This window comes from Bradyrhizobium sp. 132 (assembly GCF_023074185.1).
In the GTDB taxonomy this organism is placed as follows: domain Bacteria; phylum Pseudomonadota; class Alphaproteobacteria; order Rhizobiales; family Xanthobacteraceae; genus Bradyrhizobium.
Genome location: NZ_JADPKY010000094.1, coordinates 1 through 21,280, shown reverse-complemented (window position 1 = coordinate 21,280; position 21,280 = coordinate 1). Strand labels below are relative to the sequence as shown.

At 63.9% G+C, this 21,280-nt stretch carries 21 protein-coding genes and 1 pseudogene; 9 read left to right on the top strand and 13 right to left on the bottom strand.

The window, feature by feature from the left end:
• Window positions 1-191 precede the first annotated feature (191 nt).
• Both IVA74_RS16060 and IVA74_RS16055 read right to left on the bottom strand, forming a co-directional pair.
• On the bottom strand, window positions 192-335 hold the full coding sequence (locus IVA74_RS16060; protein WP_247345522.1) for a hypothetical protein: 144 nt from the start codon (window positions 333-335) through the stop codon (window positions 192-194).
• A 151-nt stretch (window positions 336-486) separates the two neighbouring features.
• On the bottom strand, window positions 487-1,113 hold the full coding sequence (locus tag IVA74_RS16055; protein WP_247345520.1) for a ParB-like protein: 627 nt from the start codon (window positions 1,111-1,113) through the stop codon (window positions 487-489).
• A gap of 265 nt (window positions 1,114-1,378) precedes the next feature.
• Between IVA74_RS16055 and IVA74_RS16050 the strand changes: the two genes are divergently transcribed.
• From IVA74_RS16050 to IVA74_RS16025, 6 genes are all read left to right on the top strand, one after another.
• Complete coding sequence (locus IVA74_RS16050) at window positions 1,379-1,720, top strand: hypothetical protein (protein WP_247345517.1); 342 nt, start codon at window positions 1,379-1,381, stop codon at window positions 1,718-1,720.
• Window positions 1,721-1,952: 232 nt separating this feature from the next.
• Complete coding sequence (locus tag IVA74_RS16045) at window positions 1,953-2,240, top strand: acyl carrier protein (RefSeq protein WP_007592476.1); 288 nt, start codon at window positions 1,953-1,955, stop codon at window positions 2,238-2,240.
• Window positions 2,241-2,250: 10 nt separating this feature from the next.
• The gene (locus IVA74_RS16040; protein WP_247345514.1) at window positions 2,251-2,721 is read left to right on the top strand and encodes a 3-hydroxyacyl-ACP dehydratase FabZ family protein; all 471 of its coding nucleotides are present in this window, start codon (window positions 2,251-2,253) and stop codon (window positions 2,719-2,721) included.
• Window positions 2,718-3,920, top strand: coding sequence for a beta-ketoacyl-ACP synthase (locus IVA74_RS16035; protein ID WP_247345511.1), 1,203 nt, complete (start codon window positions 2,718-2,720; stop codon window positions 3,918-3,920). Before IVA74_RS16040 ends, IVA74_RS16035 begins: the two co-directional genes overlap by 4 nt.
• Before the next feature lie 22 nt (window positions 3,921-3,942).
• Window positions 3,943-5,220, top strand: coding sequence for a beta-ketoacyl-ACP synthase (locus IVA74_RS16030; RefSeq protein ID WP_247345509.1), 1,278 nt, complete (start codon window positions 3,943-3,945; stop codon window positions 5,218-5,220).
• 8 nt (window positions 5,221-5,228) lie between these two features.
• Window positions 5,229-6,161: a lipid A biosynthesis lauroyl acyltransferase gene (locus IVA74_RS16025; RefSeq protein WP_247345506.1), complete on the top strand. Its 933-nt coding sequence runs from the start codon at window positions 5,229-5,231 to the stop codon at window positions 6,159-6,161.
• 133 nt (window positions 6,162-6,294) lie between these two features.
• Here IVA74_RS16025 and IVA74_RS16020 read toward each other — a convergent pair whose 3' ends face one another.
• The 7 genes from IVA74_RS16020 to IVA74_RS15990 form a co-directional block, all read right to left on the bottom strand.
• Window positions 6,295-7,407, bottom strand: a complete 1,113-nt coding sequence (locus tag IVA74_RS16020; RefSeq protein ID WP_247345503.1) for a polyamine ABC transporter substrate-binding protein — start codon at window positions 7,405-7,407, stop codon at window positions 6,295-6,297.
• Between the two features lie 4 nt (window positions 7,408-7,411).
• Entirely contained in the window at window positions 7,412-8,590 is a 1,179-nt protein-coding gene (locus tag IVA74_RS16015) for an aminotransferase (protein WP_247345500.1), read from the bottom strand.
• A gap of 7 nt (window positions 8,591-8,597) precedes the next feature.
• Window positions 8,598-8,924: a rhodanese-like domain-containing protein gene (locus IVA74_RS16010; protein WP_015686918.1), complete on the bottom strand. Its 327-nt coding sequence runs from the start codon at window positions 8,922-8,924 to the stop codon at window positions 8,598-8,600.
• A 170-nt stretch (window positions 8,925-9,094) separates the two neighbouring features.
• Window positions 9,095-11,023 (bottom strand): potassium transporter Kup, encoded by a 1,929-nt coding sequence (locus IVA74_RS16005; RefSeq protein WP_247345497.1) that lies wholly within the window; start codon window positions 11,021-11,023, stop codon window positions 9,095-9,097.
• A gap of 139 nt (window positions 11,024-11,162) precedes the next feature.
• The gene (locus tag IVA74_RS16000; protein ID WP_247345494.1) at window positions 11,163-13,061 is read right to left on the bottom strand and encodes a potassium transporter Kup; all 1,899 of its coding nucleotides are present in this window, start codon (window positions 13,059-13,061) and stop codon (window positions 11,163-11,165) included.
• Between the two features lie 270 nt (window positions 13,062-13,331).
• Window positions 13,332-14,159, bottom strand: a complete 828-nt coding sequence (locus tag IVA74_RS15995; RefSeq protein WP_247345491.1) for a flagellar motor protein MotB — start codon at window positions 14,157-14,159, stop codon at window positions 13,332-13,334.
• Window positions 14,160-14,182: 23 nt separating this feature from the next.
• Window positions 14,183-14,956: a MotA/TolQ/ExbB proton channel family protein gene (locus IVA74_RS15990; protein ID WP_247345488.1), complete on the bottom strand. Its 774-nt coding sequence runs from the start codon at window positions 14,954-14,956 to the stop codon at window positions 14,183-14,185.
• Between the two features lie 316 nt (window positions 14,957-15,272).
• On the opposite strand from IVA74_RS15990, the gene IVA74_RS15985 reads away from it, so the two are divergent.
• Window positions 15,273-15,584: a hypothetical protein gene (locus tag IVA74_RS15985; protein ID WP_247345486.1), complete on the top strand. Its 312-nt coding sequence runs from the start codon at window positions 15,273-15,275 to the stop codon at window positions 15,582-15,584.
• A gap of 18 nt (window positions 15,585-15,602) precedes the next feature.
• On the opposite strand, the gene IVA74_RS15980 is transcribed toward IVA74_RS15985, so the two are convergent.
• The 4 genes from IVA74_RS15980 to IVA74_RS15965 all read right to left on the bottom strand — a co-directional run bounded on the left by IVA74_RS15980 (window position 15,603) and on the right by IVA74_RS15965 (window position 20,182).
• Window positions 15,603-16,322 carry an RraA family protein gene (locus tag IVA74_RS15980; RefSeq protein WP_247346772.1) on the bottom strand — a complete coding sequence of 240 codons (720 nt, stop codon included), beginning with the start codon at window positions 16,320-16,322 and terminating at the stop codon, window positions 15,603-15,605.
• A gap of 151 nt (window positions 16,323-16,473) precedes the next feature.
• The gene (locus IVA74_RS15975) at window positions 16,474-17,355 is read right to left on the bottom strand and encodes a phosphatidylcholine/phosphatidylserine synthase (protein ID WP_247345483.1); all 882 of its coding nucleotides are present in this window, start codon (window positions 17,353-17,355) and stop codon (window positions 16,474-16,476) included.
• 86 nt (window positions 17,356-17,441) lie between these two features.
• The gene (locus IVA74_RS15970) at window positions 17,442-18,146 is read right to left on the bottom strand and encodes a phosphatidylserine decarboxylase (protein ID WP_346730951.1); all 705 of its coding nucleotides are present in this window, start codon (window positions 18,144-18,146) and stop codon (window positions 17,442-17,444) included.
• Between the two features lie 77 nt (window positions 18,147-18,223).
• The gene (locus IVA74_RS15965; protein WP_247345477.1) at window positions 18,224-20,182 is read right to left on the bottom strand and encodes an ABC transporter ATP-binding protein/permease; all 1,959 of its coding nucleotides are present in this window, start codon (window positions 20,180-20,182) and stop codon (window positions 18,224-18,226) included.
• Window positions 20,183-20,382: 200 nt separating this feature from the next.
• Here IVA74_RS15965 and IVA74_RS15960 point away from each other — a divergent pair, with 200 nt between their 5' ends.
• Both IVA74_RS15960 and IVA74_RS15955 read left to right on the top strand, forming a co-directional pair.
• Window positions 20,383-20,988: a TIGR00730 family Rossman fold protein gene (locus IVA74_RS15960; protein WP_247345475.1), complete on the top strand. Its 606-nt coding sequence runs from the start codon at window positions 20,383-20,385 to the stop codon at window positions 20,986-20,988.
• A gap of 77 nt (window positions 20,989-21,065) precedes the next feature.
• Window positions 21,066-21,280 (top strand): annotated as a pseudogene (locus IVA74_RS15955) (IS5/IS1182 family transposase); the annotation flags it as partial.

Below are 21,280 nucleotides of genomic sequence, written 5' to 3'. Positions count from 1 at the left end.
AGCCCCCGCGGGTGTGATGCAGAACCCGGCGTGGATAAGTCTGAATGGACTACGCAAAGGTTCATTGGTTGGGGACCTATGTGAGGTTCCCCAGGCCGCTTCATCCCTTGCGCTGAAGCGTTTTCGAACGAAGTGGGTACCGACGCCCGGCCCAGCTACCGCTGCGTTGCCTACGGGGTGCGACTATGCCGTTAGCGCTTCGCCATCAACTCGAGCGCCGGCCCAAAGCGCTCGGAAAATGTCAATGTCCTGGTGTGATGAACTGCGGCAAACGAGGCCGAGATCCCTGCTGAGGCGACCGCGAGCAAGGCAACGGCGAAAACCAGACGGCGCATTCCTGCCTCCTGTGTGAGCTCAATTGCCTCAAAGATGGACCGGCTCTGTTTCAGGACCGCTTCATGGGGCGCGGGAAATGATTTCGCTCAAGCGGCTGTGATGAGGTCCGTTTTGTGGTGCCGCACGCCGTGCTGAAGTGAGCGTCTCGCCCTAATCATCCTCCGCCGGTCCGCACCAGCCGGGCAGATAGATCGCATCCTTGCTCTTGGCTGAGGACATCGCCTTCTCGAGCGACTTGTCGAAGTCGGCATCCACCGCCTTGCGCGACAGTTTTCGGCGCAGATAGTCGGCCCACAGGAATTCGGAGAACGGCGTGGTGTCCTTGGCGAAGCCGCCCATGCGGCGAAGCTCACCGGCAAGGCTCCGGAACGGATCGTCCTTGAGATCGACGATCGATTTCGGCAAATCGCGGAACGGCCGCCGCTCGCCCTTGGCGTCGTAGGGATAGACCCAGCGCTTGTTGTCCATCACGCCCCAGAACGCCTCGCGCTCGACCATCCTGAGGTCGCCGACGATGGTGACCAGCACCTCCTTGACGCCCTCGTCATGCAGCGCGCGGCCGAGATGATGATGGTCGATCACGTAATAGCGCCCGTTGGGGCCGTGCACGACGGGGATCATGTGCCTGCCGAGCAGATAGGCTTGCTTCTTCTTGTCGTGCTCGCGCCAGCGCTTGCGCTTCTCCTTGACCTCGCGCATGCCGACCGTCATCTGCGTCGGCCGAAGCGACAGGATCGGCACCGGATGCACTCTCGGCTCGCGCGTGTTGGTGGTCATGGTCGAAGGGCCCTTCCATGGTTGCAACTGGGTGGTTCAGGTTCCCTGGACTATGCCACGGGCTTCGCGCCGGCAAAATTCATTCAGCTGGCCGCAAAGTTATTGCAACGCACCGCCTGCATGCCCGGACGTCGGTTCCGTGATCACCGCAGCCCAAGCAGGATAGTGCGAATGCGCAATGCACGTGCGCGTTGAGAAGATTTTCTGCAACGCGTTCACCACGTATGCTATCTAAAAATCGCTGCTTCGGAGTGATCCCTGCACCATGAAAACCCAGCGGCCCATAAGCTCGGATGACGAGCACCGGGTGCTCCAGTTCAGGCCGCGCACCTCGCCTTCCCCGACGGCCTCCCGGGGCAACGGTACCGTGCAGCAATTGCGCGTCGGGCCCGAGCCGCTCGACCTGTCGCGCTACGAGCAGGCCCGACCTGAACCGGACGATTTCCGCCATCGCATGCTCGCCAACATCGCAGCGCTGGCCTTCACCATCGCGCTGACCGCGATCGGGATCTGGCTTGCGGTGAGCATTGCCGATCTGCGCCGGACCCAGGATTGCGTGCTGATGGGCCGCCGCGACTGCCTCAAGATCACGACTCCGCACGCCTAGGCGAGATATCTGGCAGGGCCCGCGGCCGGTCCTCGACCGAACGGGTTCCCGCCGGCATCCCCAGCCCTGTCCCCACCCCATCCGGCTCCATTGAACTCAGGGCGGCGCTCCGATATACGGGCTTTCGACCCGGCCAGAGGAGGGTTGAGGGCGTCATCAGGGGCGCGATGCAGACCCACCGTTCCCCTCTGGAAAATCCGACAAATATCAGCAATATATCAAAGGCTTAGTGATGTCCTCCACATTCGATCAGGTCGCTACGATCATCGCTGAAACCTGCGACATCCCGCGCGACACGATCACGCCGGATAGCCATGCCATCGACGACCTCGGCATCGACAGCCTCGATTTCCTGGACATCGCGTTCGCGATCGACAAGCAGTTCGGTATCAAGCTGCCGCTGGAAAAGTGGACCCAGGAGGTCAACGACGGCAAGGCGACCACCGAGCAGTATTTCGTGCTAAAGAACCTGTGCGCCCGCATCGACGAACTGGTTGCGGCCAAGGGCGCGAGCGCGTAAGCGCGCGGTCATGCAACTCGAATATTTCCACATGATTGATCGCGTCGTCGACCTCAACATCGACGCGCAGACGATTGTCGTCGAGGCGCTGGTCCCGAAGGAGAGCACCATCTTCGAGGGGCACTTCCCGGGCTATCCCCTGATGCCCGGCGTGCTCCTGATCGAATCGATGGCGCAGGCCTCGGGCTGGCTTCAGCTCGGCGTGCTCAAGTTCGAGCGCATGCCGATCCTTGCCGCCGTCAAGGAAGCCAAGGTCCGCGGTTCGGTGTTCCCCGGCGATCTCATGAGCATCGAGGCGAGCCTTTCGCATCAAGGCTCGGGCTACGCGGTGACCGAGGCCAAGATCAAGGTCGGCGGCAAGCTGCGAGCGAATTCGACGTTAACGTTCACGCAGATTCCCTTTCCCAATGCGGATATGCGCTCCCACATGGACGCGGTCGCGAAACGCGTCGGCTTTCCGCAACAGGCCGTATCGCCATGACTGAGACTGCTTCGAAGCCCGGCCCGACGGAAGTCTGGATCACCGGCATTGGCCTTGCCACCTCGCTCGGCGAGGGCCTCGACGCCAACTGGGCCGCGCTTCAGGAGAAGCGCATCAATGTCGATGAGAAGGGCTTTGCGCCCTACATCGTGCATCCCCTGATGCCTGTTACCTACGACAGCCAGATACCCAAGAAGGGCGACCAGCGTCAGATGGAAGCCTGGCAGCGCATCGGTGTCTACGCCGCAGGCCTTGCGCTCGATTCCGCTGGCATCAAGGGCAACAAGGACATTCTGTCGAAGATCGACATGGTCGCCGCCGCCGGTGGCGGCGAGCGCGATCTCAACGTCGACACCGGCGTGCTCACGGCCGAGGCCAAGGGCGCCAACGCGCCCGGCTTCCTCAACGAACGCCTGATGAGCGATCTCAGGCCGACGCTGTTTTTGGCGCAGCTCTCCAACCTGCTCGCCGGCAACATCGCCATCGTCCACGGCATTGGCGGCACCTCGCGCACCTTCATGGGCGAAGAGGTGGCGGGCGCCGACGCCGCCCGCATCGCGCTTGCGCGCATCGCCTCGGGCGAGAGCGACATCGCGCTGATCGGCGGCTCGCATAATGGCGAGCGCAAGGACCTGATGGTCCTCTACGAATTCGGTGACTTCAATCTGAAGGACAAGTTCGCTCCGGTGTGGGCGCGCGAGGACCACGCCGGCTTCGCGCTCGGCTCGGCCGGCGCGTTTCTGGTGCTGGAATCGAAGGCGCATGCGGAAGCGCGTGGCGCAAAGCCGTTCGCAAAGCTGTCGAGCGTCGTCGCCGACCTCGCCCGCCGCAAGCAGCCCGGCGACATGGCCGCGACGCTGGAGAAGCTTTGGGCGAAGCTGCCGAAGCGCGACGGCAAGGGCGCGATCATATCCGGCGCGACCGGCGCGGAGCCCGCCACGAGCGAAGAGCGCGGCTTCCTGAAGAGCCACGCCGATTTCCCGGTGCGCTCGACCGGCACGATGTTCGGCCACACCATGGAGACGCAATTCCCGCTCGGCCTTGCGCTCGCGGCGCTGTCGATTTCGCGCGGCGCGCTGTTTCCGCCGAACGATTCGACCGGGACCGAGATTGAAATGCAGGGGGCGCCCACCCAGATTGTGGTCGTGGGGGCCGGACACTGGCGCGGCGAAGGCATGGCGCTGGTCGAGGCAGTTTAGTTAGCTCTATCGGGGGATCGACATGACTGCACCACGCGACAAACTCGGGCGTCCCGTCGTCGTCGTCACCGGCATGGGCATCATGACCTCGCTCGGTAACGGCAAAGGCGACAATTGGGCGAAGCTCGTCGCCGGTGAATCCGGAATTCGCACCATCACGCGCTTTCCGGTCGACGGCCTGAAAACCACGATGGCCGGCACCGTGGATTTCGTCAGCGTCGACCCGTTCTCCTCCACCGGTCTGTCCGAGCGAATGGCCGAACTGGTGACGGAGGAAGCGCTCGCGCAGGCCGGCATCGGCGCCAAGGCCGATTTCCCGGGTCCCCTCTTCCTGGCGGTTGCGCCGGTCGAGGTCGAATGGCCGCAGCGCCGTGAGCTCGGCCGCGCCGTCGGCGCGCTCGACTTCACCTATGACGATCTGCTGCGCATCTCCGGCGGCGGCAAATACAGCGCCTATCATCACCGCTTCATGTTCGGCTCGGTCGCGGCCCACCTCGCCGAGACCTTCGGCACCAAGGGCTCGCCGATCTCGCTGTCGACAGCCTGCGCTTCGGGCGCGACCTCGATCCAGCTCGGCGTCGAGGCGATCCGCCGCGGCGAGACCGACGCCGCGCTGTGCGTGGCGACCGACGGCACCGTGAATCCGGAGGCGCTGGTGCGCTTCTCGCTGCTCTCGGCGCTGTCGACCCAGAACGATCCGCCGCAGGCAGCCTCCCGCCCCTTCTCCAAGAACCGCGACGGCTTTGTCATGGCCGAAGGCGCCGGCGCCCTCGTGCTGGAGAGCTATGAAGCCGCCACCGCGCGCGGCGCAAAAATCCTCGGCGTGATCGCCGGCTGCGGCGAGCTCACCGATTCCTTCCATCGCACCCGCTCGTCGCCCGACGGCAAGCCGATCATCGGCTGCATGAACAAGACGCTGGCCGATGCCGGCATGACGCCGGACCAGATCGACCACATCAACGCGCACGGCACCGCGACGCCCGAGAACGACAAGATGGAGTACAATACGACATCGGCGGTGTTCGGCGAGCTCGTGCAAAAGATTCCAGTCACCTCCAACAAGTCGATGGTCGGCCACACCATCTCGGCCGCAGGCGCGGTCGAGGCGATCTTCTCGCTGCTGACGCTGGAGCATCAGCGCATCCCGCCGACGATCAACTACGACAATCCGGATCCCACGATCCTGTTCGACGTCGTCGGCAACAAGGCGCGCGACGCCCGCGTCACGGCGGTGATGTCGAACTCGTTCGGCTTCGGCGGCCAGAACGCATCGCTGATCCTGACCCGCGAACCGGCCTGACCGGACGCATGGCGCTGCTTCCTGCGAGGACGAAGGCCCGCGCGCGGGAGGTCGCCAAATCGATCGGTGGAGGCCTGATCGGCGCTGCCACCGTCGGCATGCTGCGCACCACGCGCTATTTCGATCCGGCCAAGACCTCAGACTTTTTCGCGCGCGTCACCAAGCTGATCGGGCCGCGCCTGCGCGAGCATCGGATCGGCCGCGCCAACCTCACAGCCGCCTTTCCGGAAAAGTCGCCCGAGGAGATCGAATCCATCTTGATGGGCGTCTGGGACAATCTCGGCCGCGTCGGCGCCGAATTCGCCCATATGGACCACGTCTGGGACTATGACCGCGATCATCTGGAAAACAGCCGGATCGAATTGCCCAAGCATAGCATCGAGCTGTTCGACCGCATCCGCGACGACGGCAAGCCGGCGCTGATCTTCGCAGCCCATCTGTCGAACTGGGAATTGCCTGCGCTCGCGGCGGTTGCGCATGGGCTCGACACGGCGATCCTCTACCGCCGGCCGAACATTGCTTCCGCCGACCGCATCATTCAGGAGATGCGCCAGGTCAACATGGGCACGCTGATCCCGGCGGGACGCGACGCGCCGCTACGGCTCGCGCAGGCGCTGAAGGACGGCAAGCACGTCGCCATGCTGATCGACCAGTATCTGACCGGCGGCGTCGAGGTTACCTTCTTCGGCCGCAAGACCCGCGCCAATCCGATGTTGGCGCGCCTCTTGCGCCAGGTCGATTGTCCCATCCATGGCGTCCGCATCATCCGCCTGCCCGGCAACCGTTTCCGCGCCGAACTGACGGAAGAGATCCCGCCGGTGCGCGACGCCGACGGCAAGATCGACATCCAGGGCACGACCCAGGCGATCACGAACGTCGTAGAAGGCTGGGTCCGCGAGCATCCCGAGCAGTGGCTATGGCTGCATCGGAGATGGCGGTAGCGGTCGCAACTTTTCCGTCCTGGCCGCGCTTGTCCCGGCCGTCCAGCATCGCCACGCGGCAGGAAAGACGTGGATGCCCGGACAAGCCCGGGCATGACGACTGAGCAGGATGCGCGTCCGTTCCTCCCAACCCTCACCGTCCCGTCTTCACCTTGGTCCAGAGGCGGTTGATCACGCGCTGTATCGCCGGCTCACGCGCCGTGATGACGAACAGTTTTGAAAGCGTCGCCTCGTCCGGATAGATGTTCTTGTCGTTCAAAATTTTCGAGTCGACCAGCTTCTGGCTGGCGAGGTTGCCGTTGGCGTAGGACAGGAAGTCCGTGTTTTTGGCGGCCACGTCCGGTCGGTAGAGATAGTTGATCAGCTCGTAGGCTTCCTTGACGTTCTTGGCATCCGCGGGAATCGACAGATTGTCGAAGAACATCTGCGCGCCCTCTTTGGGAATCGCGTAGCCGATCTCGATGCCGCCTTTGGCTTCGGCGGCGCGGGCGCGGGCCTGCATGATGTCGCCGGACCAGCCGACCACGAAGCAGATCTCGCCGGTCGCGAGCGCGCTGAGATATTCGGACGAATGAAACTTGCGCACGGAGGGCCGAACCTTGGCGACGACATCGGCCGCCTTCTCAAGGTCCGCCTGCCTGGTCGAGTTCGGATCGAGCCCGAGATAATTCAGCGCCGCCGGAAAAATGTCGTCGGCGGAGTCGAGCATGTGGACGCCGCAGTCTTTGAATTTTGCCAAATTCTCTGGCTTGAATACCATGTCCCAGCTGTCGATCTTCGCATCAGGCCCGAGGATCGCCTTCAACTTGGCGACGTTGTAGCCGATGCCCGTCGTGCCCCACATGTAGTTGGCGGCGTAGACATTGCCGGGATCGTAGATCGCGAGACGTTCGGTCACCACGGGCCAGGCATTGCCAAGGTTCGGCAGCTTCGACTTGTCGAGCTTCTGGAAGATGTTGGCCTTGATCTGGCGCTGGAGGAAATAAGCCGTCGGTACCACGACGTCATAGCCGGACTTACCGGCCATCAGGCGCGTCTCCAGCGTCTCGTTGGCATCAAACGTGTCGTAGACCACCTTGATGCCGGTCTCCTTGGTGAAGGCATCGAGGACGTCAGGCGCCACGTAGTTCGACCAGTTGTAGAAGTTGACGGCCCGCTCTTCGGCCCCGGCGGGACCCGGGAGCAACGCCAGCGCCGCGGCGAACGCGAGACCAAGGCGAGCCCCTGAGCGGCTGACGTTCGTCATCTCCCTACCTCTTGCGCCTGCGCACCGCGTCCGACAGCCGCTCCAGCGCTGTGTCGAGCGTCTCGTCCTTCTTGGCAAAGCAGAAGCGCACCACCGAGGTCACGGGGTCCTGCTCGTAGAAGGCCGAGACCGGGATGGCCGCGACCTTGTAGTCCTTCACGATCCGCCAGCAGAACTCAGTGTCGCTCTCGTTGAGCCCGAGCGGCGACAGGTCGACGGTGAGGAAGTAGGTGCCCTGCGACTTCAGCACGGGGAAGCCGAGGCTCTCCAGCCCCTTGGCGAGACGGTCCCTGCTCCGCGTCAGATCCTTGCGCATCGACAGGAAATACTCGTCCGGCTTGCCGAGGCCGTAGGCGACGGCGGCCTGGAGGTTCGGCGCAGTGGTGAAGGTCAGGAACTGGTGCACCTTGGCCGCGACGCGCAGCAGCGGCGGCGCGGCGCAGACGAAGCCGATCTTCCAGCCCGTCAGCGAGAAGATCTTCCCGGCCGAGCCGACCTTGATGGTGCGATCGCGCATGCCGGGGATCGTGATCAGCGGGATGTGCTTGTGCTCGTCGAAGGTGACGTGCTCCCAGACCTCGTCGCAGATCGCGATGACGTCGAACTCCTGGCAGTAGCGCGCAAGCAGCTCGAGGTCCTCGCGCGGAAACACCACCGCGGACGGATTCAGGGGATTGTTGAAGAGCACCGCTTTGGTCTTTGAAGTGAAGACGCTTTTCAGCATCTCCTCATTCAGCCGCCAATGCGGCGGCTCGAGCCGGACCAGGCGCGGAATGCCGCCGGCCTGGCGGATGATCGGCAGATAGGAATCGTACACCGGCTGGAAGCACACCACCTCGTCGCCGGGCTGGACCACCGCGACGATGGCCGAAGTCAGCGCCTCGGTGCCGCCGGAGGTCACCATCACCTCGCTCATCGGATCGAGCTTGAGGCAATGCCAATGGTCGTAATGCGTGGCGATCGCCTGGCGCAGCTCCGGCAGGCCCATCATCGACGGGTACTGGTTGTAGCCGTTCAGCGATGCATCGGCCGCGGCGCGGCGGATGTCCTCAGGACCGGGATCGTCGGGAAAGCCCTGCCCGAGATTGATGGCGGCATTGTCGCGCGCGGCCTGCGACATCGCCTCGAAGATGGTGACGGGAAGGTCGGCGAAAACGTTGTTCAGGGACGAGCTCTTGGTCATCGGCCGGTCAGCCACCGACCTTGCTGGGAAGACCCGCCGCCTTCCAGCCGAGCATGCCGCCGGCCAGATGCTTGTCATACGGCAGGCCTGCCGCCTGCGCCGCGAGCGAGGCCGTGACCGAGCGTTTGCCGGAGCGGCAGGCGAACACGACCTCCTTGCCGGCGGGATCGGGGATCGCCTTGGGATCGAAGGTCGAGAGCGGCACGACGACACCGTAGGGATAGGCCTCGGCTTCCACCTCGTTCGGCTCGCGAACGTCGACGAGGAGATAGCGGCCCTCCGCGACACCCTTGGAGACCTCGTCCGGGGTCAGATCCTGTACCTGGTTTGCCATATCATCCTCCAACGTCGCAGCCGCATCCGGGGTGATCCCGGCGGGCGGCAACCTCGCCTCTCGGTGAGCGAAAATCAAGCGCTACAAAGGCTTGGGCTCATCCGTGCAAGTTAAAGTTAAATCGCAGCCACTTGAAGTGCGACCCTCAAATGGAGAATCAGATCGTCGCTTTAGATCGTTACCTGGGTCCCGACCTCGACCACGCGACCGCTGGGGATCTGGAAATAGTTGGTGGCGTCGTTGGCGGAACGGCTGAGCGAGATGAACAGCCGGTCCTGCCAGCGCGGCATGCCGGAATGGGCGGCCGGCTTGAGCGCCCTCCGCGACAGGAAGAACGAGGTCGACATGATGTCGAACTGCCAGCCGAGCTTGCGGGCGATCGCCAGCGCCTTCGGCACGTTGGGCGATTCCATGAAGCCGAACTTCAGCGTCACTTTGGAGAAGGTCGGCGAGATCTGCTCCAGCCTCACCCGTTCGGCCGGATTGATGCGCGGGGTCTGCGCGGTCTCGATGGTGAGAATGACGTTCTTCTCATGCAGCACCTTGTAGTGCTTCAGACTATGCATCAGCGCGGTCGGGGCGCTGAGGGGATCGCTGGTCAGGAACACCGCGGTACCAGGTACGCGCTGCGGCGGCCGCTTCTCCAGCATCGCCACGAGGTCGGCGAGGGGGAATTCGAGCTTGCGCGACTTCTCGAACAACAGCCGGCTGCCGCGTCGCCACGTGTACATCAGGATGATCATGAGCGCGCCGAGCGCCAGCGGCACCCAGCCGCCCTCGAACACCTTGAGTAAATTGGCGGCCAGGAACGTGAGATCTAAGAACAGGAACGGCGCGATCAGGGCGGCAGCCGTGAACGGCGACCACTTCCAGACCTTCCAGATCACGACGAAACCCATCATCGCCGTGACGACCATGGTGCCCGTGACGGAGATGCCATAGGCCGAGGCCAGCGCGCTGGAGGAGCGGAACAAGAGCACCAGCAGCACCACCGCGAGCAGCAGGAGCTGGTTGATGCGCGGGATGAAGATCTGGCCCGAATGGGCTTCAGACGTATGGCGAATTTCAAAGCGCGGCAGCAGGCCGAGTTGGATCGCCTGGCGTGTCAGCGAATAGGCGCCGGTGATGACCGCCTGGCTCGCGATGACAGTTGCGGCGGTCGCCAGCACGACCATGCAGCCGCGCAAAAAGCCTTGCGGAAAGAGCTGGAAGAACGGGCTCACGATCGCACCGGGATCGCCGAGCACGAGGGCGCCCTGCCCCAGATAGTTCAGCGCCAGCGACGGCAACACGATGGACAGCCAGGCGATCTGGATCGGCCGCTTGCCGAAATGGCCGAGGTCGGCATAGAGCGCCTCGGCACCGGTGACCGCCAGGAACACCGCGCCCAGCGTCACGAAGCCGATGATGCCGTGGTGGAACATGAAGGACACGGCGTAGAGCGGGTTCAGCGCGTACAGCACCTGCGGCTGCTCGATGATCGGGTGGATCGCCGCTGCCGCGATGACCGCGAACCAGACGCACATAATCGGGCCGAAGAAGGCGGCGACGCGAGCTGTGCCGCGGGACTGCACGGCGAACAGTCCGACCAGGATGATGATGGTCAGCGGTACGATGTAGGGCTCGAAGCGCAGCGTGACGTCCTTCATGCCTTCGATCGCCGACAGCACCGAGAGCGCCGGCGTAATCACGGCGTCGCCGTAGAACAGGGCGCCGGAAATGATGCCGAGCAGGACGATGGTGGCTCCGCCGGTGCCGACCGCACGCTGGGCCAGCGCCATCAGCGCCAGCGTGCCGCCCTCGCCGTTGTTGTCGGCGCGGAGCAGGATCACGACGTATTTGAGCGTCACCACGACGATGAGCGCCCACAGGATCAGTGAGAGCACGCCGAGCACGGCCGCTTGCGTCGGCACGCCCTCCACGCCGGAAGCCGCCATCACCGCCTCGCGGAACGCGTAGAGCGGGCTGGTGCCGATATCGCCATAGACGACGCCGATGCTGCCGAGCGTCAGCGCACCGAAACGGGCGGTCGTGTGGGCATCGCCATGCCCATTGGCCGCCGCCGTTTCCGGGGCGGAAATCTCTAGGTCACTTGTCATGGGAGAGCCTGGTGGCCTCTAGAATGCTTCACTGCACAATGGCGGAGGGCCGCGCGGCTTATAGGCCTGCGCTATCGGCATAGCCTAGCCTGATTCTGGGCCTTAGCCATGCAATTCTGCATTGCTCAGCCGATCGCGTTCAAATAGTGACTTGGGTTCCGACTTCAACCACCCGCCCGGTGGGAATCTGGAAATAGTCGGTGGCGTCGTTGGCGGACCGGCTCAGCGCGATGAATAAATGGTCCTGCCAGAGCGGCATGCCGGACTGCGCCGACGCCTTCAGCGAGCGCCGCGACACGAAGAACGACGTCGACATGATGTCGAACTGCCAGCCCTGCTTGCGCGCGATCGCGAGCGCCTTGGGCACGTTCGGCTGCTCCATGTAACCGAAGCGCAGACGGACCTTGAAGAACTTGTCGCTGATCTTCTCCATCCGGAAACGCTCGGACAGATCGACTCGCGGCATATGCGCGGTCTCGATCGTCAGGATCACGTTGTGCTCGTGCAGCACCTTGTTGTGCTTGAGATTGTGCAGCAGCGCGGTCGGCACGAAAGAGGGATCACTGGTCAGGAACACGGCGGTGCCCTTGACGATATGCGGCGGCCGCTTCTCCAGGCTGCGGATCAGATCGTCCAGCGGCACCTCGATCCGGCGCGTCTTCTGGATCAGTATCCCCGACCCTCGCCGCCAGGTCCAGATTGTCCCCGCCATGGCCACGCCGAACAACAGCGGCACCCAGGCGCCTTCGAGCAGCTTCAGAAGATTCGCGCTGAAGAAGCTCAGGTCGACCACGACAAAGGGCAGGATCACCACTGCGGCCGTCGCGGCGCGCCAGTTCCACAATTTCCAGATCACGATAAAGCCCATGATGCCGTCGGCGACCATGGTGGTGGAGACCGCGATGCCGTAGGCCGAAGCCAGATTGCTGGGGGTGTGGAATAACAGCACCAGCAGCATCACACCGATCAGGAGCAGCCGGTTTACACGCGGCAGATAGATCTGGCCGGCGTGGGTTTCCGAGGTGAAGCGCACCTCGAAGCGCGGCAGGAGGCCGAGCTGCACAGCCTGATAGACCAGCGAATAGGCCCCCGTGATCACCGCCTGGCTCGCAATTACGGTCGCCGCGGTCGCAAGTCCGACCAGCGGCAGCACGAAATGCTCTGGCACCATACGGTAGAACGAGTGCTCGATCGCGCTGGGATCGGACAGCACCAGCGCGCCTTGCCCGAAATAGTTGATCAGGAGCGAGGGCAGCACGAAGAACATCCAGGCCGACTGGATCGGCTTGCGGCCGAAATGGCCGAGATCTGCATAGAGCGCCTCGCCGCCGGTCACAGCCAGGAACACGGCGCCCAGTGTCACCAGACCGATCGTGCCATGCGACAGCAGGAATTGCAGCGCGTAATAGGGATTGATGGCAGCAAGCACCGACGGGTCGTCGGCGATGTGAATGATGCCGAGCACGGCAAGAACGGTGAACCAGATCACCATCACGGGGCCAAAGGCCGAGGCCACCAGTGCCGTCCCCTTGCTCTGGACAGCGAACAGCAGCGCCAGGATGAAGACGGTGAGCGGCACGACGTAGTGTTCAAACGCAGGCGTTGCGAGCTTCAGGCCCTCGACCGCCGACAGCACCGAGATTGCCGGCGTGATCATGGAATCGCCGATGAACATGGAAGCGCCGACCACGCCGAGCGCCATCAGGAACCAGCTCCGCCGCCCGAGCGCGCGCTGGCCGAGCGCCATCAGCGAAAGCGTGCCGCCCTCCCCGTTGTTGTCAGCGCGCAGCAGCAGCAGCACGTATTTGGCGGTGACGACGATCAGCAGCGCCCAGAGGATCAGCGAGAGCACGCCGAGCACCATGACCCGCGAGACCGGCGCGCCATGGGCCGCGCCCCGTACCGCCTCGTGAAATGCATAAAGCGGCGAGGTACCGATATCGCCGAAGACGACGCCGATGCTCCCGAGCGTCAGGCCCCAGAATCCCGAGGTAACTGGCGCGTCCTGGGGTTCGGTCGATGTGATGCTCGCCGTCATGAGAGACTAGAAACGCTTCTTCCCGAGAAATGATCCGGCGCCTTTTGACGGTTCCGGCGCGCTTGTCAAACGACACGCCACCTTAGCAGGCGCGGAGCCGAATGCTGTGACGGCGCAGCAACGGTCGTCGACGCGCGACGACATGCCTCAGGTAAGATCGTAGCGCAAGGGCTTGGAGCCTTTCCGTTTCAATTGCACCGGAACCGGCTCCAAATTCTGATTTCGACGGGTTTTCTTCGCGCGACCGGCGTCCCTTCGCTTGAAAGCACCCTACGGCTTCAAATTCGGCGGCAGCGGCGGATCTTCGCGCATCAGGGTGATGGTCACCCGCCGGTTGGCCGCGAGCGAGGGATCGTCCGGAAACAGCGGTTGGGTGTCAGCCTTGCCGGCGACGGCGAAGACGTGCGCCGGCGGCAGGCCCTCGCGTTCGAGGATCTGACGCACGGCGTTGGCGCGATCGGCCGAAAGGTCGAAGGCGCCGTAGTCGCTGCGGGTCGGCACGAATCCGGCTGCGGTATGGCCGGCGATGGAGACGCGCAACGGCGTCGCCTTGAGCGGGACAGCGAGCTTCTCGATCAGCCGGCGGGTGCGGTCATAGGGCACCTTGGAGCCGTCGGCGAACATCGAGCGGCCGTCCTGGTCCACGATCTCGAGGTTGAGGCCCTGCTTGGTCTCTTCGAACATGATGTGCTTGGATATCTCGGTCAGTTCCGGCATGTCCTGCAAGGCCTGGCGCAGCGAAGCCGCCGCCAGCGCAAAATTGCGATCGACCTTGATCTTCGCTCCCGACGTGCGGTCATGATCCTCCTGGTCCGGCGTCGGCGTGTTGGAGGCGTCTTCAGGCTGAATGTGGTCGACGTTCTTCAGCCGCGCGCGGGTCGGCAGGCCGTCGGATTCGATGATGCCGGCGTAGCGCGCTTCGCTCTGGACGCCGAAGGCCTCGCGCATGGAGCCCGCGACGATCTTCAGCTTGTTGGAGTCCTGCGTGGAGAATGCGACCAGCATCACGAAAAACGCCAGCAGCAAGGCCATCAGATCGGCAAACGTCACGAACCAGCCATGGCCGCCATGTGCTTCTTCGCGTTTTTTCTTGGCCATGGGTCAGATCCCGACGTCCGGCGTTACGCCGGAACCGGCTCGCCTTCGGCGTGGCGGTGCTTCTCGGGAAGATAGGCCAGCAGCATTTCGCGCACCAAAGTCGGGCTCTTGGAGTCGCGGATCATCAGAATGCCGTCGATGATCAGCGTACGATTGGTTTCCTCGTCGATCAGCTTGCCATGCAGCTTGTCGGCGATCGGCAGGCAGAGCAGGTTCGCGACCAGCGCACCGTAGAGAGTTGCCAGCAGGGCGGTCGCCATGAACGGGCCGAGCTTCGAGGGATCTGACATGTTCGAAAACATTTGCACCATGCCGATCAGGGTTCCGATCATGCCGAACGCGGGCGCGCAGTCGCCGACGGCGCGGTAGATCTTGCTGCCTTCGTTCAGATGCATCAGGAAATTGTCGCGGTCGCGTTCCAAATTATCCCGAATGAAATCGAGGTCGTACCCGTCGGCGACGTAGCGAATGCCCTTGGCGAGGAAAGGCTCGTCGGTCTCGACCTTTTCCAACCCCACCGGGCCCTGCTTGCGGGCAATCTCGGCGATGCGGGCGAGCTCGTCGACCAGATCGTGCGCCGACAGCCGGCTCATCGTGAAGGCGAACTTCATGCCGAGCGGCAGGCCGTGCATCAGCACTGAGAGCGGAAAGCGGATCATGGTCGCTGCGGCCGATCCGCCGAAGATGATGATCATCGCATGCTCGCTGATGAACATGTGCAGATCGCCGCCCAGCAACACCATCGTCGCGACGACGATAATGCCCGCCACGAGGCCGGCGCCCGTCATGATATCCATGGAAGACTCCAACGCGCACACAACAACGGCCGTCCTGGCCGATGGCGCGGCCCAACCCCGAACCGCATCGGAAACCCTAGTGAGCTGCGATTAAAGACGCGTAAAGGTTAAGTTGAGCCGGCTCGCCTGGCGGGTGCAGCGCGCTGAAAGGCGCCGGCTTTGCCGACTGCCGACAGGACTTTCAACGTTTTGATAACCATAAGGGCTCTCGCGCCCCGTCACTCAAGGCTGTGGGTGCGCGAACCCTTCGGCTGCGGCCTTGCGCCACATCGGGGGTGACGGGTCAGTTGGTATTCTGGCGCGGGCCGGCACACGCATGGCGGAAGGCATCGTAATGGTGACGCTGTTCAGTCTTCTCACCGCGCTTCCCGCAGTGCTGGCGCTCCACATGCTCAAACCCGAGCTCGTCCTGCCGGTGTTCAGCGTGCTGCTCTTTATCGAGGCGGCCTTGGCCGTGATCGCAGCGCGCTTGATCCACATCTCGGACAATGCGGAAGATATTACTCTGTGGGATTTTGCCGGCGGCTTCACCTTGATTGGCTGCGCTGCCGCGGTGTTCGGCGAGCCGGATCAGGCCGCCCTGTTCTTGACGGAACAGGGCAGCCCGCGGGCGGCGCCGCAGCCGTAGATCGTTGCAGTCCCGCCGTTAGTGGATCTCAGCAGAGCGCTTCAGCGCGGCCTTGAGCTTCTCCAGCGAGAAGTCGGGGCTGCGGGCGATCTCGAGGATCGGCGTCTCGCGGCGGCCGCAGAGCTCGGCGGCGTCGGGCAGTTTTGCGGCGATGTCGCGCGGGATCACGATCGCGCCGTGCAGATCGGCGTGGATCAGATCGTCCGATTTCACGGTCATGCCGGCGACGCGCACCTCGCCGCCAAAGCTCTCCGCATGCACCCAGGCATGCGACGGCCCGATCGAGCCGGCCAGCGCCTGGAAGCCCGGGGCCCATTGCGGAATGTCGCGGATCGAGCCGTCGGTGATGACACCGAGGCAGCCGAGCGCCTTGTGCACGTTGCTCTGCACCTCGCCCCAGAACGCGCCGTAGCCGACGTCGGGACCGTCGATGTCCTGGATCACCGAGATACGCGGACCAAAGCCGGTGCCGACATATTCGTAATAGTCGATGCGGCGCTTCGACTGCTCTTCCGGCGGCAGCGAATTTTTCAGCACCGAGCGGATTGCAACCGTGCGAGCGTAGCCGACGATCGGCGGCAGATCGGGGAACGGGCAGACCAGTTGCTTGGTGGTGTAGCCGATCAGCCGGCGCTCGGGCGCCACGATCTCCATGGCATTGCAGATCGTCGGCGTGTCGTAGCGGCCCAGCGCTTCGAGGACGGAAGCGGGCAGCGGCCCGGTCGCGATATCAGTCACGGCGTTCTCTCCCAGATTGGCGGCCGCTGTTGGCGCGGTGCCGCCGACACTGGCGATATAGCCGAGATCCGGCCTCAACCCAACTCAGCGCGCCTCATGGCAGATATCCGAGTCTTGCTGCTCAGTGTCTTGCTGCTCAGTGTCTTGCCGTTCAGTGCAGGCTTCCTGGCCGGTCGTCGTCGTGCGGCGGCTCCGACAGGTTAGCCAGCGTCGGTGCCGACGGCGGCGACGAGACCTCGCCTCCCGACGGCGCGGTGGCTTCCAGCGCGCGCCGCTGGTCGCGATAGGATTTGTAGCCGAGCGGCAAAGCAAGGAGATACAACACCGTGCCCACCGAGAGTACGTGCCAGGGATAAGCGATCAGGATCGCGATGAAGACGACCACCGCGACGAAGGCCGGCAGCACCAGCTCGGGCGGCACGCGCATGCGCTTGGTCTTGCCGGAGAACACCGGCAGGCGCGACACCATCAGGAAGGCGATCAGCAGTGTATACGCAGCCGTCACCGCCGCAGGCAGCCGGCCGAGATCGAGGAACGCCACATAGATCGGCAGCAACACCGTGATCGCGCCGGCCGGCGCCGGCACGCCGGTGAAGAAATTGGCGGCGAACGCCGGCTTGTTGGGATCGTCCATGGTGGCGTTGAAGCGCGCCAGCCGGAGGCCGCCGGAAATCGCGAACACCATCGCCGCGATCCAGCCGGCATTACCGAGCTCGTGTAGCTGCCAGAAGTACAGCATCAGGCCGGGAGCGACGCCGAAATTGACGAAGTCGGCGAGGCTGTCGAGTTCGGCGCCGAATTTGGACTGGCCCTTGATGAGGCGCGCAACGCGGCCGTCGATGCCGTCGAGCAAGGCCGCGAACACGATGGCGTAGACTGCGAGTGACATCCGCCCCTCGATCGACAGGCGGATCGAGGTCAGGCCAGCGCAGATCGCCAGCAGCGTGATGACGTTGGGCACCAGCATCCGCACCGGGATCGGGCGGAACCGCCGGCGGCGCACGTCAGGATCCTTGAAATCATAGGGCGTCATTGGCTCGTCCTCACCTTGAGGCGAGATATAGCAAGCTGCGTTCCCCTCCGCCATTGCGGCGGAAAGCCCCTGGACCGCCTTATTGGTTAATTGGAGCGATAGGCGCGGCTTGGGTCGTCCCCGGTGAGATCGGCCAGAATCGTCTCACCGGCGATCGCCGTCTGCCCTTCCGAGACCAGCGCCTTGGTGCCCACCGGCAGGTAGACATCGAGCCGCGAGCCGAAGCGGATCAGGCCGAAGCGCTCACCGGCGCCGATCGCCTGCCCCTCTTTGACGAAGCAGACGATGCGCTTGGCGACAAGCCCTGCGATCTGGATCACGCCGATCCGCGCCGTCGGCGTCGTGATCACCAGCGAGTTGCGCTCATTGTCCTCGCTCGCCTTGTCCAGCTCGGCATTGATGAACAGGCCGGGCCGATAGGCGATACGGTCCACCCTGCCCGTGATCGGACTGCGGTTCACGTGGCAGTTGAACACGCTCATGAACACCGAGACGCGCGGCAGTGGCCGGTCGCCGAGCCCGAGCTCGGCCGGCGGCAGCGCCATGGTGATCATCGAGACGCGGCCGTCGGCCGGCGACACCACGAGCCCCTCGCGGACGGGGGTCACGCGCACGGGGTCGCGGAAGAACAGCGCGCACCACACGGTCAGGATAGTGCCGATCCACCCCAAAGGCGACCACAGCCAGAACAGGATGAGGCTTGCCAGTGCAAAGCCGCCGATGAAGGGATAGCCCTCCTTGTGGATCGGCGGGATCTGACGCTGGATCGAATCGAGAATGGACATCGCTATCTGCCGCTCAGGGTTGATGGCGCAGGTCGTCCCGCGCGGTGGTGTTGTTTAGGCCAGAGTAGGGACCGGAGACAAGGTCACTCCGCCGCCGCAGGCGTCGTCAGGACATCCTGGACCGACGGCGGCTCCCGGTTGGGCGCCTCGCCGGAGTCGGCCATCCGGGCCAGTTTCTCGCGCGCCGCCTCGGCCTCGCGCTGCCTGTTCCACATGCTGGCGTAAAGGCCCCCCTCCGCGAGCAGTTTTGCGTGGGTGCCGCGCTCGGCGATGCGGCCCTGGTCCAGCACAATGATCTCGTCGGCGCCGACGATGGTCGAGAGCCGATGGGCAATCACCAGCGATGTGCGGTTCTTCGCCACGCGCTCGAGCGCGCCCTGGATCTCGTGCTCGGTGTGGGTGTCCAGCGCCGAGGTGGCCTCGTCCAGCACCAGGATCGGCGGCGCCTTCAAGACAGTGCGCGCGATCGCGACACGCTGTTTTTCGCCCCCGGATAGTTTCAGGCCGCGTTCGCCGACCTGGGTCTCGTAGCCCATCGGCGACATCCGGATGAAATGATCGATCTGCGCCAGCCGCGCCGCTTCTTCCACCTCGGCATCGCTGGCGTCCCAGCGGCCGTAGCGAATGTTGTAGCGGATGGTGTCGTTGAACAGCACGGTGTCCTGCGGCACCATGCCGATGGAGGCGCGCAGCGAGGCCTGCGTGACCTCGCGGATGTCCTGGCCGTCGATCAGGATCTTTCCGCCGGAAATGTCGTAGAGGCGGAACAGAAGTCGCGACATGGTCGACTTGCCCGCGCCGGACGGGCCGACGATCGCGACCGTCTTGCCGGCCGGCACCTCGAAGCTGATGCCCTTGAGGATCGGCCGGGCCGGCTCATAGGAAAAGCGCACGTCCTCGAAGCGCACCGTGCCGGCCGAGACCACCAGCGGCTTCGCGTCGGGCGCGTCCTTGATCTCGGCCTCGCGTCCCAGCACGTTGAACATCTTCTCGATGTCGATGATCGCCTGCTTGATCTCGCGATAGACCATGCCCATGAAGTTCAGCGGCTGGTAAAGCTGGATCATCATGGCGTTGACCAGCACGAAATCGCCGACCGTATTGGTGCCGTTGCGCACGCCGATCGCGCACATCAACATGGTCGCGGTCAGCCCCAGCGTGAAGATCACGGCCTGGCCGGTGTTGAGCACCGCGAGCGAGGTATAGGCCTGAACGCTCGACTCCTCGTAGCGTGCGACCGACTTGTCATAGCGCTGCGCTTCGCGGGTCTCGGCGCTGAAATACTTCACGGTCTCGTAGTTGAGCAGCGAGTCGATCGCCTTGGTGTTAGCCTCGGTGTCGGAATCGTTCATCTTGCGGCGGATGCCGATCCGCCACTCGGTGGCGATGTAGGTGTAGTACATGTAGACGGTTACCGTGATCAGGGTTGCGACCACGTAGCGCCAGTCGAACTGCCAGAGCAGCACGGCCATCAGGAGCGAGACCTCGACGATGGTCGGGATCAGCTGCAGGATCACCATGCGCACGATGACCTCGATGCCCTCGCGGCCACGCTCGAGCACGCGCGTCAGACCGCCGGTCTTGCGCTCGAGATGAAAGCGCAGCGAGAGTTCGTGCATGTGAATGAAGGTGATGGTGGCGAGCTTACGCACCGCGTGCATGGCAACGCGCGCGAAAATGCCGTCGCGCCATTGCGTCAGCACCGCCATCACGATGCGCATCGCGCCGTAGCTGGCGGTCAGCAGCAATGGCGAGGCGATCACCCAGAGGTGCCAATTGTCCGCCTGCACCGGCGCGGTGTTGGCCCCTGTCAGCGCGTCGGTCGCCCATTTGAAGCTGAAAGGAACGGTCAGCGTGATCAGCTTGGCCGCGAGCAGCAGCACCATCGACCAGACCACGCGCATCTTCAGGTCGAAGCGGTCGCCGGGCCAGATATAGGGCCACAGATGCGCCAGCGTGCCCATCAGCGTGGCCCGCTCCAATGGTCCCACGGCGGGAGGATCAGGAACGTCGGCGCCGTCGAACGATTGAGCTTGGTCCATCAAAAAGCCTGAAAGGCCCGCCGGATGCGGGCACGGTACGATTTGCGATTTTCGTTCGTCATATAGAGCCTTCCCGATGCCAGCGCACCCCGCCAGATGGCGAATCTCCGATCGTTTTCCGCCATTTACCGGTAGATTTCCGGTGGCCCGAATCACCGATTGGGCTTGACGCCTCTTCGCTGCAATGCATCATGGCACCAATGAGCACGATCAAAACCGTCTGTGTCTATTGCGGCTCCGGCCCCGGAACCAATCCCCGTTTCACCGAAGGCGCCAAGGCGTTCGGCAAGTCCCTCGCCGAGAACAACATCCGCCTGGTCTATGGCGGCGGTTCGCTCGGCCTGATGGGCTCGGTCGCGACCTCCGTGCTCGATCACGGCGGCACCGTCACCGGCATCATCCCCGACTTCCTGCGGATGCGTGAGAACGCGCTGACGCGTGTGCAGGAGATGATCGTCACTCCCGACATGCACGAGCGCAAGCGGCTGATGTTCGAACGGTCCGACGCCTTCGTGGCGCTGCCGGGCGGCGTCGGCACGCTGGAGGAGCTGGTCGAGCAATTGACCTGGAAGCAGCTCGGCCGTCACGCCAAGCCGGTGCTGCTCGCCAACATCGACAATTTCTGGGAGCCGCTGTTCTCGCTGCTGTCGCACATGCGCCAGACCGAGTTCATCCGCGCCGGCCTTTCGGTCGATATCCTCAAGGCTGATCGGATCGAAGAGATTTTGCCGAAGCTGAAGGCGGCTGCGGCACAGATCGACGAAGCGGAAAAGAAGCTCGCTCCCGAAGTGGCGCGCAAGCTCTAGCAGTCTGCTGAAAAACCGCCTCGCCAGGGAGGGGACTTGATGATTCACTTTATCATCTCGAATCGGCGGAGACGATCATGCGCGGCAGGTTTACGGATCAGGGCGGCCTGTTTTCGTACATCGCGCCGGATAAGCGCGTGCCAGCGAACCATCCGCTGCGGAAGGTCCGGGAACTTGTCCGGGATGTTTTGAATGATTTGAACCGCAGCCTTGGAAAGCTATACGCCAGCGAGGGACGTCCTTCGATCCCTCCGGAGCAATTGCTGAGCGCCTTGCTGCTGCAGGTGTTCTA